This is a genomic window from Streptomyces sp. NPDC031049 (assembly GCF_055571015.1).
Map to the genome: position 1 here is coordinate 136790 of NZ_JBVIGC010000013.1, position 16263 is coordinate 153052.

The window sequence follows — 16263 nt, forward strand, 5'->3', positions numbered from 1 at the left end:
GCCAGGTCGCAGGGTTGCGCAGGGCCGCCGCCGTGCCCGTCGCGGTCGTGGCCGGTGCGCTGATACTCACCGGCTGCGGCTCGGACGACTCCGCGCCCCAGGGCGCGGACCTCGCCGTCAGCGCCGCCTACATGCCGCAGCCCGTCTCGGACATGGCGGCGGGCTTTCTCACCATCGCCAACGACGGCGGCACCGAGGACGAGCTGACCTCGGTCACCAGCGACCTCGGCGAGGTCACCGTGCACGAGACCGTCGACGGCACCATGCGGGAGGTGGACAGCCTGCCGGTCCCCGCCCACGGCCGGCTCGTGCTGGAGAGCGGTGGGAACCACCTGATGTTCGAGAAGCTGAAGCGGAAGCCGAAGGAGGGTCAGACGGTCTCCGTCGAACTCCACTTCGCCCACTCCGACCCCGTCACGGTCGAACTGCCGGTGAAGCCGGCCACGTACCGGCCGGACTCCGGACACACGGGGCACTGAGCGCCCCGGCCCGTTCCGGGCCGCTCCGGTCACCGAGGGAGGGACCACCTTGACGCAGACCATCGCCCCGCGGGTGAGAACCCTGGTGCTGCTGCTCCTGGCCGCGGTGTGCGCGCTGCTGGCCGGGGCCGGCCCGGCCACCGCGCACGCCGCGCTGACCGGCAGCGACCCCCGGCAGGGGGCGGTGGTCGACCAGGCCCCGGCCCAGGTGTCGCTGACCTTCTCCGAGACGGTGTCCCTGGACTCCGACTCGCTGCGCGTCCTCGACCCCAAGGGCAAGCGCGTCGACGACGGCGCGCCGTCCGAGGCCGGCGGCACGACGTACGCCGTGAAGCTGCACGCGGGACTGCCCGACGGCACCTACACGGTGGCCTACCAGGTCGTGTCCGCCGACAGCCACCCCGTCGCCGGCGCCTTCACCTTCTCCGTCGGCGCCCCGTCCGAGACCTCCGTCTCGGTCGCCGACCAGCAGGCCGGCGGCGGGGCCGTGGGGCTGCTCTACTGCGTGGGGCGGTACGTGTCGTACGCCGGGTTCGTGGTGCTGGTCGGCGGTGCCGCCTTCGTGCTCGCCTGCTGGCCGCGCGGGGCGGGAGTACGGGCCGTGCAGCGGCTCGTGGTCTCCGGGTGGCTGGCGCTCACCGCGTCGACGCTGCTCCTGCTGCTGCTCCGCGGCTCCTACACCGGCTCCGGGAAGGCCGGCGACGTATTCGACCTGGAGCTGCTCGGGCAGGTGCTCCAGACCAAGACGGGCGCCGCGCTCGTGTCCCGGCTGCTGCTGCTCGCCGCGGCGGCGCTGTTCGTCGCCGTGCTCTTCGGGGCGTACGAGAAGCGGGAGGACGCCGAGAAGCGGGACCTGGCCTTCGGGCTCGCGGTCGGCGGGACGGTCGTCGCAGCAGGGCTCGCGGCGAGCTGGGCGATGTCCGAGCACGCCTCGGTCGGGCTCCAGGCGGGCATCGCCATGCCGGTCGACTTCGTGCACCTGCTGGCCGTCGCCGCCTGGCTCGGCGGGCTCACCGCACTGCTCGTCGCCCTGTACCGGGCGCCCGCGGACACACCGGTCGCGGCGTCCGCCGTGCGCCGGTTCTCCCGGATCGCCTTCGGCAGCGTGGTCGCGCTGGTGGTGACCGGCGTCTACCAGTCCTGGCGGCAGCTCGGCTCCTGGACGGCCTTCACCGACACCCGGTACGGGCAGCTCCTCCTGATCAAGCTCGGGTTGGTGGTCGTCCTGGTCGGCATCGCGTTCCTGTCCCGGCGGTGGACGGCACGGCTGGCAAAGGCGGTGCCGACCACGGTGCAGGACCGGGAGAAGGCGGAGGTGAGGGCGCCTGCCAAGGCCACTTCGGCGGACATCCGGGAAGTCGGCAAGACCTCTGCGGCGGGCGTCCGGGAAGCCGGCAAGACCTCTGCGGCGGGCGTCCGGGAAGCCGGCAAGACCTCTGCGGCGGGCGTCCGGGAAGCCGGCAGGACCTCTGCGGCGGACATCCGGGAAGCCGGCAAGACCTCTGCGGCGGACGCCGGGGACGCGGACGAGGACGGCGTCGGCGCCGAGCGGGCCGCTCAGCTCGCCCGGCAGCGGGCCGCCGTGGACGCCGCCCGGCAGAAGCGGCTGCGGGACGCCGACCCGCACCGCTTCGGACTGCGCCGTTCCGTGCTGGCCGAGACGGGCGTCGCCGTCGTCCTCCTCGCCGTCACCACCGCCCTGACGCAGACCGAGCCCGGACGCACGGTGGAGGAGGCGAAGGCGGCCACGTCGTCGTCCTCCTCGTCGGCCACCGCCCCGACCGGGACGCTGACTTTGGACATGCCGTACGACACCGGCGGCAAGAACGGCAAGGGCGTCGTGCGCATCGACGTCGACCCCGCGCGCGTGGGCGCCAACGAGCTCCACGTCTACGCCACCCACCCCGACGGACGCCCCGTCGACGTCCCCGAGGTGAAGATCGCCTTCACGCTGGAGTCCCAGGACATCGGGCCGCTGCCCGTCGTCCCCGAGCACATCACCACCGGACACTGGTCGGCGAGCGGAGTGCAGATCCCCATGGCCGGCGACTGGGAGGTCGCCGTCACCGTACGGACCTCCGACATCGACCAGGTGACCGTCAAGAAGAACGCGCAGATCGGCTGAACCGCACCATGGCTGACCAGTCCATTCCGCAGGCCCGCACCGCCGAGGCGCCGGCCGCCGGCCCCGACGGCGGCAAGGACCCGGCGCCGGCCGGCATCTCACGCCGCCGGCTGCTCGGCACCGCCGGTGCCACCGGCCTCGTCCTCGGCGCGGCGGGCGCGGCCACCGGCTATGCCGCCGCACCCTCCGGCGCGACGCCCCTGACCTCGCTCGGCGCCGAGCAGGTGATGTTTCACGGGAAACATCAGCCCGGGATCACCACCCCGATGCAGTCCTGCGGTCACCTCGTCGCCTTCGACCTGGCGGCGGGCGCCGGACGCAGGGAGGCCGCGGCCCTGCTGCGCCGCTGGTCGGACACCGCCCGGCGCCTGATGGCCGGTGAGCCGACGGGGTCCGGCGACACCGACGTCGCCCGGGACGCCGGGCCCTCCTCCCTCACCGTCACCTTCGGTTTCGGTCACAGCTTCTTCCGCCGGACCGGTCTGGAGAAGCAGCGTCCGGCCTCCCTCGATCCGCTGCCCGACTTCTCCTCCGACCGCCTCGACAAGGCGCGCAGCAACGGAGATCTGTGGGTGCAGATCGGCGCCAACGACGCCCTGGTCGCCTTCCACGCCCTGCGCGCGATCCAGCAGGACGCCGGGGCCGCGGCACGGGTCCGCTGGCAGATGAACGGCTTCAACCGCTCGCCGGGCGCCACCGCCCACCCCATGACCGCCCGCAACCTCATGGGCCAGATCGACGGCACCCGCAATCCGAAGCCGGACGAGCCCGACTTCGACGAGCGGCTCTTCGTCCCCGCCTCGGGCGGCAAGGATCCGGCCTGGATGGCCAACGGCTCCTATGTCGTCGTCCGCCGCATCCGCATGCTCCTGGACGACTGGGAGAAGCTGTCCGGCAAGGACCAGGAGGCCGTCATCGGGCGCCGCAAGTCCGACGGCGCGCCGCTGTCCGGTGGCGACGAGACCACCGAGATGGACCTCGAGAAGACCGACGCGGCGGGGAACCTGGTCGTCCCCATCAACGCGCACGCCCGGATCACCCGCCCCGACCAGAACGGTGGCGCGGCGATGCTGCGGCGCCCCTTCTCGTACCACGACGGCTTCGACGCGGACGGTGTGCCGGACGCCGGCCTGCTGTTCATCTGCTGGCAGGCCGATCCGCTGCGCGGCTTCGTGCCGGTGCAGCGCAAGCTGGACCGGGGGGACGCGCTGTCGGCGTTCATCCGCCACGAGGCGAGCGGCCTGTTCGCGGTGCCCGGCGGGGCGGCGGAGGGCGAGTACGTGGGGCAGCGGCTGCTCGAGGGCTGACGGCCGGCGCCGGGGCCGTACCTGGGCCCGGGGGCTGTACCTGGGCGCGGGGTCGTACGTGAGCCCGGGGGCCGTGCCTCGCCCGGGGGCCGTGCATGGCCCGGGGCGGTGGTGGCGGGTCACCCGGGCGAGGGGCTCCGGTGAGACGCGGGGGCCGCGTTCCCTTGGGCCCATTAGGGTGAGGTCATGCCAGCCAGTTACGCGTATCTCGGCCCCGAAGGCACCTTCACCGAAGTCGCTCTGCGCACGCTTCCCGAGGCGGCGACCCGGGAGCTGGTCCCCTACGTGTCGGTCCAGTCCGCGCTCGACGCGGTACGGGCCGGCGAGGCCGAAGCCGCCTTCGTGCCGATCGAGAACTCCGTCGAGGGCGGCATCACCACCACCCTCGACGAGCTGGTCGCCGGCCAGCCGCTGATGATCTACCGCGAGGTGCTGCTGTCGATCACCTTCGCGCTGCTGGTCCGCCCCGGCACCAAGCTGTCGGACATCAAGACCGTCACCGCGCACCCCGCCGCGCAGCCGCAGGTGCGCAACTGGCTCAAGGCGCATCTCCCGGACGTGACGTGGGAGTCGGCCGCCTCCAACGCGGACGGTGCCCGCCTGGTGCAGGAGGGCCGGTTCGACGCCGCCTTCGCCGGCGAGTTCGCCGCCTCCCGGTACGGCCTGGAGGCCCTGGAGACGGGGATCCACGACGCGGAGAACGCCCAGACGCGGTTCGTGCTGGTGGGCCGCCCCGCCCGGCCGGCCGCGCCGACCGGCGCCGACAAGACCTCCGTCGTGCTGTGGCAGCGCGACGACCACCCCGGCGGGCTGCGTGACCTGCTGGGCGAGTTCGCCACCCGGGGCATCAACCTGATGCTGCTCCAGTCCCGGCCCACCGGTGCCGGCATCGGCAACTACTGCTTCTGCATCGACGCCGAGGGGCACATCGCCGACCGCCGGGTGGCCGAGGCCCTGATGGGGCTGAAGCGGATCTGCCTCCAGGTGCGGTTCCTCGGCTCCTATCCCCGTGCGGGCCTGACGCCGGCCGATGTCGGGGCGCCGCGTCCGGGGACCTCGGACGAGGAGTTCGCGGCGGCGGCGGACTGGGTGGCGCGCTGCCAGGACGGGCGGTTCTGACCGGGGGGGTCCCGACCGGGCGGTTCTGATCGGGCGGTCCCGACCGGCTCATCCTCATGCCGCCCGGCGCCCGCCGGTCTTTTTCAGCCGTCGTATCTACGGATTGTCGTTGTCCACAGAAGTTATCCACAGGTCTGCTTCTCGACCTGGGGACAAGTCGACAACGAAGCATGATTCAGTCGACAAATCACCCTTCGGGTCCCATCTCCGTCCACAGAGCCCCAGGCCACCCCTCGTCCACCTGTTTCTTGCCCGCCATACTCCGGAGTGAACCGTTTCCACTCGTACGTGGGTGTGCGACGGGTTTGAATCGGGAATTCTCCGCACCGGACGCCCGATCAGGAATGATCAATTCCGAAGTCCACAGATCTTTCGCACAGCCTGTGGATAACTTCTCGGGGCTGTGGATTCCTGTGGACAGCCCCGCCCCAAGTCCCGTTCTCCACAAGGGAATCCGGTCAACACCCGACTTCCCGCCGCCTCGTTCCAGGGAATGAGACACTGGTTTATTGACGGCGGGAACACAAGCCGCAAAGAGGGCATAGCGGAATGTAAGGGTCCTGACTCGTCAGAGTGAGTCGAGAGCCGTCACCACGCACCGGTAGCCTTGGCCGCGTGATTGACCTTCGCCTGCTCCGTGAGGACCCCGACCGTGTGCGCGCGTCCCAGCGCGCCCGTGGAGAGGACGTCGCGCTCGTCGACGCCCTCCTGTCTGCCGACGAGCGGCGCAGGTCGTCCGGCGTCCGCTTCGACGAACTGCGCGCCGAGCAGAGGGGCCTCGGCAAGCTGATCGGCAAGGCCACCGGGGACGAGAAGGCCGAGCTGCTGAAGCGAGGGAGCCAGCTCGCCGCCGATGTGAAGGCGGCCGACGCCGAGCGCGACGCGGCAGACGCCGAGACCCAGGAACTACTGCTCCAGCTCGGCAACCTCGTCCACCCCGACGTCCCCGTGGGCGGCGAGGAGGACTTCGTCACGCTGGAGACGCACGGCGCGCCCCGCGACTTCGCCGCCGAGGGCTTCGAGCCCAGGGACCACCTCGAACTCGGCCAGCTGCTCGGCGCCATCGACGTCGAGCGCGGCGCCAAGGTCTCCGGCTCCCGCTTCTACTTCCTGACCGGTGTCGGCGCCCTGCTGGAGCTGGCGCTGGTGAACGCGGCGATGGCCCAGGCCACCGCGGCCGGGTTCACGCCGATGCTCACCCCGGCGCTGGTCCGTCCGCAGTCGATGGCCGGCACCGGCTTCCTCGGCCAGGCCGCCCAGGACGTCTACCACCTCGCCGACGACGACCTCTACCTGGTCGGCACGTCCGAGGTGCCGCTCGCCGCGTACCACATGGACGAGATCATCGACGCCGAGCGCCTGCCGCTGCGCTACGCCGGGTTCTCGCCGTGCTTCCGTCGCGAGGCCGGATCGCACGGCCGGGACACCCGGGGCATCTTCCGCGTCCACCAGTTCGACAAGGTCGAGATGTTCTCCTACGTCCACCCGGACGACTCCCAGGCCGAGCACCAGCGCCTGCTGGAGTGGGAGAAGCAGTGGCTCGCCTCCCTGGAGCTGCCGTTCCGGGTGATCGACGTCGCCACCGGCGACCTGGGCTCCTCGGCCGCACGCAAGTACGACTGCGAGGCCTGGATCCCGACCCAGGGCAAGTACCGCGAGCTGACCTCGACCTCGGACTGCACCGAGTTCCAGTCGCGCCGGCTGTCGATCCGTGTGCGCGAGGACAAGAAGGTGCGCCCGCTGGCCACGCTCAACGGCACGCTGTGCGCCGTGCCGCGCACCATCGTCGCCCTCCTGGAGAACCACCAGCAGGCCGACGGATCCGTGCGGGTCCCCGAGGTGCTGCGTCCGTACCTGGGCGGCCGGGAAGTCCTGGAGCCGGTGGCCAAGTGAGCGACGCCGCCCCCGACGCCGCCCCCGGTGACGCGTTTGAGGACGCCTCCGGCGCGGGCCTTCCGTACCGCCTGATCGCGACCGACCTCGACGGGACGCTGCTGCGCACCGACGACACCGTCTCGCAGCGCACCCGTGACGCGCTCGCCGCGGCCACTGCGGCGGGCGCCGCCCACATCGTCGTCACCGGCCGCGCGGTCCCCTGGACCCGGCATGTCCTGGACGACCTCGGTTACGAGGGGCTGGCCGTCTGCGGTCAGGGCGCGCAGGTCTACCACGCCGGGGAGCACCGGCTGCTCACCTCGGTCACCCTGGACCGGCAGCTGGCCGGTGTGGCGCTGGCCAAGATCGAGGCGGAGACCGGCCCGCTGTATCTGGCGGCCAGCCGCGACGGGCTGGACGGCGAGGTTTTGGTCGGCCCCGGGTACGAGGTCGGGGGCGGGCTCCCGGCGACCCCGTTCACGGACGCCTCGGACCTGTGGTCCGCACCGCTGAACAAGATCTACATCCAGCATCCGACGCTGTCGGACGACGAGCTGGCGGACGTGGCCCGCCGGACCGCCGGCGGTTTCGTCACGGTCACCATGGCCGGCGCCGGCGTCGTCGAACTGCTGCCGCTGGGGCTGTCCAAGGCGACGGGGCTGTCGCTGGCCGCCCGCCGCCTCGGCATGAAGGCCGCGGACACCATCGCCTTCGGCGACATGCCGAACGACGTCCCCATGTTCGCCTGGGCCGCCCGCGGCGTGGCCATGGCCAACGCCCATGCCGAACTGCGGGCGGTGGCGGACGAGGTGACCTCCTCGAACGACGAGGACGGCATCGCGGTGGTGCTGGAGCGTCTGCTGGGCTGAGACCGCACGCCGGTCCGACGCCGACGCCCTGCGGCCGGCCTGACATCATGCGGCCGCCTGACGCCCTGCGGCTGGTCCGACGCCCTACGGCTGTCCTGCCGCCGTGCGACGGCCGGACGCCGTGCGACGGCCCGCGCAGGCGGCGTGGATCGTCGGCGGAGGATGCACGGATCGAACGTGCGCGGGCGTTCTCCGCCCGACCACGGCCCGCCTCGGTGGACCTCGACGCGAGCCGGTGCCTTGCCACTCGGCCAATCCTCCGGGTGGGCGGCCCACGCCGGTGCAGTGCACCGCGTGCTCGAAGCGGCCGCCCCGGGCAGCTCCCCGTGCGGGGCGGGCTCGGCGGAGAGGTAACGGCTACTCCGGAGCCCGCCGTCGGCTGCCCTGTCGGGAGCCGGACGTACTGTCGTGCATGGACATCGCCCGGCTCCTCTCCCAGAACGTGGCGCCGCTGTGATCCCTGCGGCGCGGACGACCACCAGTGTGCGGGGCTCCGAAATCCCGCGCCACCGAATATGGGGGGGCCGCCCGGCCGCTGCCTCACTCCTCCCCGGCCAGTGTCAGCGACCGCAGCTTCTGTCCCGCGTACCAGGTCGCCAGCACCGTGACCGCCACGAGCAGCACCGTCGCGGTCGGCAGGCCGACGTCCGAGGTCACCAGGTTCCCGTCCGCGACCCGCTCCGCGACCGCCAGCGACCACTGCTGGACGCTGAGGGTGCGCGCGCCCGGCACCAGCGAGCCGAACAGCGCCTCCCAGACCAGGGCGTAGACCAGCCCGAACACCACGGCGTGCCGGGAGACCGTGCCGAGCAGCAGGAACAGCGCGGCGTAGGCGATGGAGGCGACCAGCGCGGCGATCGTGTAGGCCACGGCGACCTGCTGGCCGTTGCCGTTCAGGACCAGGCCGGCGATCAGGGTGGGCACCGCGGAGAAGACCATCGTCACGGCGACGGCCACGATCAGCTTGGTGAAGATGATCGTCGGCCGCTTGACCGGCTTGGACAGCAGATACACCACCGAGCCGTCGTCGATCTCCGGGCCGATGGCGCCGGTGCCGGCGATGACACCGATGATCGGCACCATGGTGGCGAGCGCGAACCCGCCCAGCACGTCGGCGGCGGTCTGGTCGTCGGCTCCGGACAGGCCGCGCACCGCGACGGCGATGACGAGCAGCAGCAGGGGCAGGGCGCCCAGGATGAGGGCCCGGCGGCGGCCGAGCAGGGCCCGGTAGGTGAGCCGGGCGACTGTGGGGTCGTACATCTTCGGCCTCCTACGCCGCGACGAGATACGAGAAGACGGACTCGAGGGACTCGTCGGACGGCGAGACCGTGAGCAGGCGGATGCCGTGCTCCTTGGCAACCCTCGGCAGCAGGGCCGTGAAACGGCCGAAGTCCACCGCCTGGATGCGCAGCGCACCCTCGGCCAGGTCGACCTCGATGCCCGACGTCGACGCGTCGGCGATCAGCGCCGCCGCGAGCGCCCGGTCGTCGCTGGAGCGGACCAGGTAGCGGTGCGGACGGTCGGTCATCAGGCGGCGGATCTTGCGGAAGTCGCCGCTGGCCGCGTGCCGGCCCGCCACCACCACTTCGATGTGCCAGGCGAGCTGCTCGACCTCCTCGAGGATGTGCGAGGAGAACAGCACCGTGCGCCCCTCGTCGCCCATGCGCCGCAGCAGTTCCATCAGCTGCATGCGCTGGCGCGGGTCCATGCCGTTGAACGGCTCGTCCAGCAGGAGCAGCGACGGTTCGTGGACGAGGGCCGAGGCCATCTTCACGCGCTGGCGCATGCCCTTGGAGTACGTGGCGATCTTCCGGTCCTGGGCGTACTCCATCTCGACCGTCGCGAGCGCCCGCTGGGCGGCCGTGGCGCCCAGGCCGTGCAGCTCGGCGTTGGCGAGGACGAACTCGCGGCCGGTGAGGAAGTCGTACATCGCCTCCCGCTCGGGGACGACGCCGATGTGCCGGTAGACGGCCTCGTTGCGCCACACCGGCTGCCCGTCGAGGGTGACGGTGCCGGTGGACGGGGACAGGAAGCCGCCCATCATGTTGATCAGGGTGGACTTCCCGGCGCCGTTGGGGCCGAGCAGGCCGGTGACACCCGGGCCGATGGTCATGGTGATGTCGTTGACGGCGACCACGTTGCCGAACCAGCGGGAGACGTGGTCGAGGTGCAGCGTGGTCACAGTCCCACCTTCTTGTAGCGGCGCGTCAGGAGGCCGTAGGCGCCGGCGATCAGGCCGAGGGTGACGAGGACGTAGACCACGCCCTCGCCGTTGCTCGGGCCGATCCCGCCCGGGAAGGCGGAGGTGGCGCCCAGGAACGCGGACTGCACGCCGTCGATGAGCGTGATCGGCGAGAAGAGCCCGATCCAGGCGATGGCACCGGAGCTGTCCTGCACCTCGGCGATGGCCTGGAGGGTGGAGACCGCCCCGTAGGTGATGGTCAGCACGGCGATGACGGCGGCGATGCCGAAGCCGCGCCGCGGGGTGACCGCGGCGATGACCAGGCCGATGCCGGCGAAGAGCAGTGAGAGCAGTGCCACGGAGACGAGTCCCTGTGCGAACCCCTTGGTCTGGTCCGCGAAGTCGAGTTCCGCCAGCAGCGCGCCGCCGTACAGCACCAGCAGCGGGGCGGCGGTGAGGATGAACAGCGCCGAGGCCAGCGCCGCGTACTTGGCACGGACGTAGTCGCCGGTTTCGATGGGCCGCGAGAAGTACAGCGGCACGGTCTTGAAGCGCAGGTCCCGCGAGACCGACTGGGGGGCCTGCGAGGCGACGTACAGGCTGATGACGGCCTGCATGATGATCGCGTAGCGGGTGTAGTCCACGGGCAGGTCGTTGGCCTTCGTGGCGACGGCGACCGCGACCATGATGGCCGCCGGCACGCACATCACGACGAACAGCAGCATCGGCAGCACCTTGGTCTTGGCCGAGCGGCCGAGGCCGTAGGCGCCGCGCAGGGACTGCGAGTACAGGGAGCGGCGGGCGTAGGCGCGGCCGAGGCGGGGGCCGTCGTAGTTGCGGTAGCCGATGTTGTGGATGCGGGTCTGACCGCCCGCCGCAGTGGCTGTGGGCTGCTCAGTTGCCATGGCCGACCGCCTCCTTCCGCGTCGCGTCGTCGCCGTCCTTGAAGACCTCCGAGATGTGGTGCCGGCGCTGCTCCATGCGCACCAGGCCGAGGCCGAGGTCCGCGATGACGTCGCGGACCAGGTCGTAGGTCTCCTCGCCCTGCGCCGTCAGGAGCAGGACGTGGCCCGCGCCGGGCAGGCCGCGGCCGTCCTCGACGGAGATCCCGCGTGCCCGGAGCGCGTCGCGCACCGCGCCGGTGCCGTCCGGGTGCGCGTCGGTGTCGGTGACCTCGACGGCGAGGGTGGTGGTGGTCTGGGTGAAGTCCGTGGTGGAGCTGGCCCGCAGCAGCTTGCCGCCGTCGATGACGACGACGTGGTCGCAGGTGCGCTCCAGCTCGCCCAGCAGGTGGGAGGTGACCAGGACCGAGATGCCGAAGTCGGTGTACACCCGGCGGATCAGGCCCAGCATCTCGTCGCGGCCGACCGGGTCGAGGCCGTTGGTCGGCTCGTCGAGGAAGACCACCTGGGGGTCGTGGACGAGGGCCTGCGCGAGCTTCACGCGCTGCTTCATGCCCGTCGAGTAGCCGCCCATGGGGCGGTAGCGCTCCTCGTAGAGCCCGACGTGGCGCAGGGTGTCCGCGGTGCGCTCGCGCGCGGCGGTGGGCGGCAGGCCGGACATGCGCGCCATGTGGACGACGAACTCGGTGGCCGAGACGTCGGGCGGCAGGCAGTCGTGTTCCGGCATGTAGCCGACACGCTCGCGGATGTCGGCGCCCTTGGTGGCGACGTCGAGGCCGAGCACCTCGGCGCGGCCCTCGGTGGCGGGGGACAGGCCCAGCAGAATCTTGATGAGCGTGGACTTGCCGGCTCCGTTGGCTCCGACGAGTCCGGTCACACCGGGCCCGACGTCCACGGAGAGCCGGTCGAGAGCGGTCACCCGGGGGAACCGCTTGCTCAGGCTTTCGGTCGCGATCACAGTCACGCTGTCGACAGTAGTGACGCGGGCCACGCCGGGTCGTCAGACCGCAGAGCCGTCTTGGGGTCGTACTCGAGTCGTACGGGACCTTAGGGGGCACCGTGCCTGAGAGCTACGGGGACGCGGTGCGCACGGTGCCGACCTGCCGTTACGCAACCTATTGACGAACCGTCTAACAAGTGGAACTCTCGGCCAGGTCGGGTTACGAGCGAGTAGCGCGGTCGGCACGGGCCGGGTTGGGGCGGGTGGCATGACGGCGGCAGGGGCCATGACGACAGCGACGACCGGTGGGTTCCCGGAGCGGTTGCGGGGGTTCCGCGAGGTGCAGCGGCTCGCCTACGACTGCGCCGAGGCGGTCGCCGCCCGGCTCCAGCCGGGCGTGACCGAACGCGAGGCGGCGCGGATGCAGCGCGAGTGGCTGCGCGAACGGGGCGTGCGGGACTGGTTCCACCTGCCCTTCGCCTGGTTCGGCGACCGCACCGCCTTCGTGGGCTTCCGCGTCCCGTTGCAGTTCTTCCCCACGAACCGGCGCCTGGAGCCCGGGATGCCGTTCATCCTCGACATGGCCCCGGTGTACCGGGGGTACACGGCGGACATCGGCTACTCCGGCTCGCTCGGCCCCGACCCGGTCCAGCAGCGGCTGATGGCCGACCTTCGGGCGCACCGCGAGCTGATCCTGCGCGAGGTGCGCGAACGCCGGCCGCTGCGCGAGATCTACCAGGACGTGGACCGGCTGATGGTCCGCCAGGGCTACGCCAACCGGCACCGCGCGTACCCCTTCGGGGTGATCGCGCACAAGGTGGACCGGGTGCGCGAACGGCGTTTCTCCCCGCGGCTGTTCGGGTTCGGTACCCAGGCCCTGAAGGGTCTGGCCTCGGACGCGCTGCACGGCCACCGCGAGGGCTGGTCCCCGCTGTGGTCGCCGTACCGCTTCTCCGACCACCCGCCGCAGCCCGGGCTGTGGGCGGTCGAACCCCATCTGGGCTTCCGGGGGACGGGCGCGAAGTTCGAGGAGATCCTGGTCGTCACCGACTCCCGGGATCCGCAGGAGAGCGCGTTCTGGCTGGACGACGATCTGCCGCACGTGCGGCGCTGGGCGGAGGCGAAGTGACGGTGATGGAGGGGGCGCGCGAGCGCCGGGTGCGCACGGGCGGGATCGAGCTGTGCGTGGTGGAGCTGGGCGATCCGCGGCAGCCGACGGTGGTCCTGGTGCACGGCTACCCGGACAGCAAGGAGGTCTGGTCCGAGATCGCCGGCCGGCTCGCCGAGCGGTTCCACGTGGTCCTCTACGACGTCCGCGGCCACGGCCGGTCGACGGCGCCGAAGCCGCTGCGCGGCGGGTTCACGCTGGAGAAGCTGACGGACGACTTCCTGGCGGTGGCGGACGCGGTCAGCCCGGACCGGCCGGTGCACCTGGTGGGCCACGACTGGGGCTCGGTGCAGGGCTGGGAGTTCGCCACGGTCCGGCGCACCGAGGGCAGGATCGCCTCCTTCACCTCGATGTCCGGCCCGTCCCTGGACCACTTCGGCCACTGGATCAACAGCCGGCTCGAGCGCCCCACCCCGCGCCGGATCGGCCAGCTCCTCGGCCAGGGCGCCAAGTCCTGGTACGTCTATCTGCTGCACACGCCCGTCCTGCCCGAGCTGGCCTGGCGCGGCCCGCTCGGCAAGCGCTGGCCGGGCATCCTGCGGCGCGTGGAGAAGGTCCCCGCGGGCGACTACCCGACGCCGTCGCTGCCGGTGGACGCCGCGCACGGGGCGTGGCTGTACCGGGACAACGTGCGGACCCGGTTGCGCCGCCCCCGCACGGACGCCTACGCCCACACGCCCGTGCAGCTCGTCACGCCCGTGGACGACGCGTTCCTGTCCGAGCGGCTCTACGACGACCTGGAGCTGTGGGTGCCGCAGCTGACCCGGCGCACGCTTCCGGCGAAGCACTGGATCCCGCGGACCCGTCCCGACCTGCTGGCCGGCTGGATCACGGAGTTCGTCACCGCCGTCGAGGGCGGTCGGCGGGAGGTGACCGCGAGCGGCAGGTACGCCGACCGGTTCGGCGGGCAGCTGGTGCTGGTCACCGGAGCGGGCAGCGGCATCGGGCGGGCCACGGCGTTCGCGTTCGCCGAGGCCGGGGCCCGCGTGATCGCGGTCGACCGGGACGGCGAGGCCGCCGCCCGTACCGCGGAGCTGTCCCGGCTGGTCGGCGCGGGTGATGCCTGGGCCGAGACCGTCGACGTCTCCGACGAGCAGGCCATGGAGAAGCTCGCCGCGAAGGTCGCCGCCGAGTACGGAGTGGTGGACGTGCTGGTCAACAACGCCGGCATCGGGCTGTCGGGCTCCTTCTTCGACACCACGCCGGAGGACTGGAAGAAGGTCCTCGACGTCAACCTGTGGGGCGTGATCCACGGCTGCCGGCTGTTCGGCGGGCAGATGGCCGAGCGCGGCCAGGGCGGCCACATCGTCAACACGGCCTCCGCCGCGGCGTACCAGCCCTCCAAGGTGCTGCCCGCCTACAGCACCTCCAAGGCCGCGGTGCTGATGCTGAGCGAGTGCCTGCGCGCGGAGCTGGCCGGGCAGGGGATCGGTGTGACGGCGGTCTGCCCGGGCCTGGTCAACACCAACATCACCTCGACCGCCCGCTTCGCCGGTGCCGGCGCCGAGGAGGAGAAGCGGCGTCAGCAGCGCACCGCCCGGCTGTACGGGATGCGCAACTACCCGCCGGAGAAGGTCGCCGACGCGATCCTCGAGGCGGTCGTGCGGAACCGGGCCGTCGTGCCGGTCACGCCCGAGGCGCGCGGCGCCCACCTCATGTCCCGTTTCCTGCCGGGTGCGCTGCGGGCGCTGGCCCGGGTGAAGCCGCCGGTGTGAGAGCCCTGGCCGGCGTGGCCGGTTTCTTTCCGCCGGTTCTCCACAGCGGACGCCAATTCCCCTGTGGATAACAGGACTTGCTGTGGATCAAACCTCACCGGCGGCACCGATCGCGTGATGCGCCTCTCATGCGGCACACCGGGGAGAGGACTCGCCGATCGTTCATGATCTATGGCATGGAGCATCTTCCCACCACGGAAGCCGCCGTCGCCGCGCTCAGGGCGCTCGCCGAGGAGTACGCGCGCGAGATCGAGGTCACGCACGACATCGGCGCCGACCAGACCTCCCGCCGCAGCGCCGCCGGCATCGGCGTCGTCGCCGACCCGGACGGTTCCCTCCCCCACGAGGCATACGTCGAGTTCGGCGGGGTGCCCCGGGTCAGTGTCCGGCTCTACCCGGAGGACGACGCACTGATCGACGTGGAGGGCGTCGAGTGCCCGGACATCGCCCGTGACGACGTGCCCGCCTTCCTCCGGTCCCTCTTCGGCGATCTGGCGTGGGTCAGGGCGCGCCGCTTCCCGCCCGGCTACTTCCTGATGGTGCCGCTGCCCGGCGACCGCGTTCACAAGGAGTACATGCCGATGATCACGCTCACCCCGTGGCTCAGCAGCCGCGTGCGGTGACCGTCGGTGACTGTTTCACGTGAAACGCCGGCCGGGCGCTTAGGCTCTGGGACATGAGTCTGCGTCTGAGCACCGTGATCCTGCCGTATCGCCGCTGGAACGAGGGCGGTCGCGCGGCCTGGGAGCGTGCCGAGCAACTCGGCTTCCACACCGCTTACACCTACGACCATCTCTCCTGGCGGAGCTTCCGGGACGGCCCCTGGTTCGGCGCCGTGCCGACGCTCACCGCCGCCGCGGCGGTCACCGAGCGGCTGCGGCTGGGCACTCTCGTGACCTCGCCGAACTTCCGGCACCCGGTCACCCTCGCCAAGGAGCTGATCTCCCTGGACGACATCTCCGCCGGCCGGGTCACGCTGGGCATAGGAGCGGGCGGCACCGGCTTCGACGCCACGGCGCTGGGCCAGGAGCCCTGGACGCCGCGCGAGCGTGCCGACCGGTTCGCGGAGTTCCTCGCGCTGCTCGACCGGCTGCTGACGGAGGACGCGGTCTCGTACGAGGGCGACTTCTACTCGGCGCACGAGGCGCGCAACATCCCGGGATGCGTGCAGCGGCCCCGGCTGCCGTTCGCGGTGGCCGCGACCGGCCCGCGCGGACTGCGGCTCGCGGCGCAGTACGGCCAGGCATGGGTGACCACCGGTGATCCCAAGCTGTACGAGACCGGCACCCCGGAGCAGTCGGTCCGGGCCCTGCGGGGGCAGGCGGACAAGCTGGCCGACGCCTGCGCCGCCATCGGCCGCGACGTGGCGGAACTCGACAAGGTGCTGCTGACCGGCTTCACCCCGGACCGGAGCCGCCCGCTGGAGTCCCTGGACGCGTTCGTGGACTTCGCCGGGCGGCACCAGGAGCTGGGCTTCACCGAGCTGGTCGTGCACTGGCCGATCCCCGGCTCGGACTTCGCGGCCGACGAGAAGATCTTCGAGCGGATCGCCATGGAGGCTCCCGCGCAGCTGCGCTGAGCC

General features: G+C 71.9%; 14 protein-coding genes and 1 tRNA gene. 10 read left to right on the forward strand and 5 right to left on the reverse strand.

Annotated elements, in window-relative coordinates:
* Nucleotides 1–14 precede the first annotated feature (14 nt).
* The 6 genes from ACZ45Q_RS22570 (at nucleotide 15) to ACZ45Q_RS22595 (ending at nucleotide 7774) form a co-directional block, all read left to right on the forward strand.
* A complete protein-coding gene (locus ACZ45Q_RS22570) occupies nucleotides 15–479 on the forward strand; it encodes a copper chaperone PCu(A)C (protein WP_468264204.1) in 465 nt (154 codons plus the stop codon).
* 49 nt (nucleotides 480–528) lie between these two features.
* Complete coding sequence (locus ACZ45Q_RS22575; RefSeq protein ID WP_468264207.1) at nucleotides 529–2604, forward strand: copper resistance protein CopC; 2076 nt, start codon at nucleotides 529–531, stop codon at nucleotides 2602–2604.
* Nucleotides 2605–2612: 8 nt separating this feature from the next.
* Complete coding sequence (gene efeB / locus ACZ45Q_RS22580; RefSeq protein ID WP_468264210.1) at nucleotides 2613–3911, forward strand: iron uptake transporter deferrochelatase/peroxidase subunit; 1299 nt, start codon at nucleotides 2613–2615, stop codon at nucleotides 3909–3911.
* Nucleotides 3912–4097: 186 nt separating this feature from the next.
* Entirely contained in the window at nucleotides 4098–5030 is a 933-nt protein-coding gene (pheA, locus tag ACZ45Q_RS22585; protein ID WP_468264213.1) for a prephenate dehydratase, read from the forward strand.
* Nucleotides 5031–5645: 615 nt separating this feature from the next.
* Nucleotides 5646–6923 (forward strand): serine--tRNA ligase, encoded by a 1278-nt coding sequence (serS, locus tag ACZ45Q_RS22590; protein WP_468264215.1) that lies wholly within the window; start codon nucleotides 5646–5648, stop codon nucleotides 6921–6923.
* Nucleotides 6920–7774: an HAD family hydrolase gene (locus ACZ45Q_RS22595; RefSeq protein ID WP_468264217.1), complete on the forward strand. Its 855-nt coding sequence runs from the start codon at nucleotides 6920–6922 to the stop codon at nucleotides 7772–7774. The genes serS and ACZ45Q_RS22595 overlap by 4 nt, the downstream gene beginning before the upstream one ends.
* A gap of 156 nt (nucleotides 7775–7930) precedes the next feature.
* On the opposite strand, the gene ACZ45Q_RS22600 is transcribed toward ACZ45Q_RS22595, so the two are convergent.
* From ACZ45Q_RS22600 to ACZ45Q_RS22620, 5 genes are all read right to left on the reverse strand, one after another.
* Nucleotides 7931–8035, reverse strand: a tRNA-OTHER gene (locus tag ACZ45Q_RS22600).
* A gap of 279 nt (nucleotides 8036–8314) precedes the next feature.
* Nucleotides 8315–9034 carry an ABC transporter permease subunit gene (locus tag ACZ45Q_RS22605; protein WP_468264220.1) on the reverse strand — a complete coding sequence of 240 codons (720 nt, stop codon included), beginning with the start codon at nucleotides 9032–9034 and terminating at the stop codon, nucleotides 8315–8317.
* A gap of 10 nt (nucleotides 9035–9044) precedes the next feature.
* Nucleotides 9045–9956, reverse strand: coding sequence for an ABC transporter ATP-binding protein (locus ACZ45Q_RS22610; protein WP_468264223.1), 912 nt, complete (start codon nucleotides 9954–9956; stop codon nucleotides 9045–9047).
* Complete coding sequence (locus ACZ45Q_RS22615) at nucleotides 9953–10861, reverse strand: ABC transporter permease (protein ID WP_468264226.1); 909 nt, start codon at nucleotides 10859–10861, stop codon at nucleotides 9953–9955. Before ACZ45Q_RS22615 ends, ACZ45Q_RS22610 begins: the two co-directional genes overlap by 4 nt.
* Nucleotides 10851–11816 carry an ABC transporter ATP-binding protein gene (locus ACZ45Q_RS22620; protein WP_468264431.1) on the reverse strand — a complete coding sequence of 322 codons (966 nt, stop codon included), beginning with the start codon at nucleotides 11814–11816 and terminating at the stop codon, nucleotides 10851–10853. The genes ACZ45Q_RS22615 and ACZ45Q_RS22620 overlap by 11 nt, the downstream gene beginning before the upstream one ends.
* A gap of 268 nt (nucleotides 11817–12084) precedes the next feature.
* Between ACZ45Q_RS22620 and ACZ45Q_RS22625 the strand changes: the two genes are divergently transcribed.
* The 4 genes from ACZ45Q_RS22625 (at nucleotide 12085) to ACZ45Q_RS22640 (ending at nucleotide 16260) form a co-directional block, all read left to right on the forward strand.
* On the forward strand, nucleotides 12085–12927 hold the full coding sequence (locus tag ACZ45Q_RS22625) for a M24 family metallopeptidase (RefSeq protein WP_468264229.1): 843 nt from the start codon (nucleotides 12085–12087) through the stop codon (nucleotides 12925–12927).
* A gap of 5 nt (nucleotides 12928–12932) precedes the next feature.
* A complete protein-coding gene (locus tag ACZ45Q_RS22630) occupies nucleotides 12933–14681 on the forward strand; it encodes an SDR family oxidoreductase (RefSeq protein WP_468264433.1) in 1749 nt (582 codons plus the stop codon).
* A gap of 176 nt (nucleotides 14682–14857) precedes the next feature.
* Nucleotides 14858–15304, forward strand: a complete 447-nt coding sequence (locus ACZ45Q_RS22635) for a hypothetical protein (protein ID WP_468264232.1) — start codon at nucleotides 14858–14860, stop codon at nucleotides 15302–15304.
* A 53-nt stretch (nucleotides 15305–15357) separates the two neighbouring features.
* Entirely contained in the window at nucleotides 15358–16260 is a 903-nt protein-coding gene (locus ACZ45Q_RS22640; protein WP_468264235.1) for an LLM class flavin-dependent oxidoreductase, read from the forward strand.
* The last annotated feature ends 3 nt before the right edge of the window (nucleotides 16261–16263 follow it).

What these genes read in the sequence shown, in the direction of transcription:
- efeB (WP_468264210.1), top strand. Translation starts at nt 2,613, where the DNA reads ATGGCTGACCAGTCCATTCCGCAGGCCCGCACCGCCGAGGCGCCGGCC.
- pheA (WP_468264213.1), top strand. Translation starts at nt 4,098, where the DNA reads ATGCCAGCCAGTTACGCGTATCTCGGCCCCGAAGGCACCTTCACCGAA.
- ACZ45Q_RS22605 (WP_468264220.1), bottom strand. Translation starts at nt 9,034, where the DNA reads ATGTACGACCCCACAGTCGCCCGGCTCACCTACCGGGCCCTGCTCGGC.
- ACZ45Q_RS22615 (WP_468264226.1), bottom strand. Translation starts at nt 10,861, where the DNA reads ATGGCAACTGAGCAGCCCACAGCCACTGCGGCGGGCGGTCAGACCCGC.
- ACZ45Q_RS22625 (WP_468264229.1), top strand. Translation starts at nt 12,085, where the DNA reads ATGACGACAGCGACGACCGGTGGGTTCCCGGAGCGGTTGCGGGGGTTC.
- ACZ45Q_RS22630 (WP_468264433.1), top strand. Translation starts at nt 12,933, where the DNA reads ATGGAGGGGGCGCGCGAGCGCCGGGTGCGCACGGGCGGGATCGAGCTG.
- ACZ45Q_RS22635 (WP_468264232.1), top strand. Translation starts at nt 14,858, where the DNA reads ATGGAGCATCTTCCCACCACGGAAGCCGCCGTCGCCGCGCTCAGGGCG.
- ACZ45Q_RS22640 (WP_468264235.1), top strand. Translation starts at nt 15,358, where the DNA reads ATGAGTCTGCGTCTGAGCACCGTGATCCTGCCGTATCGCCGCTGGAAC.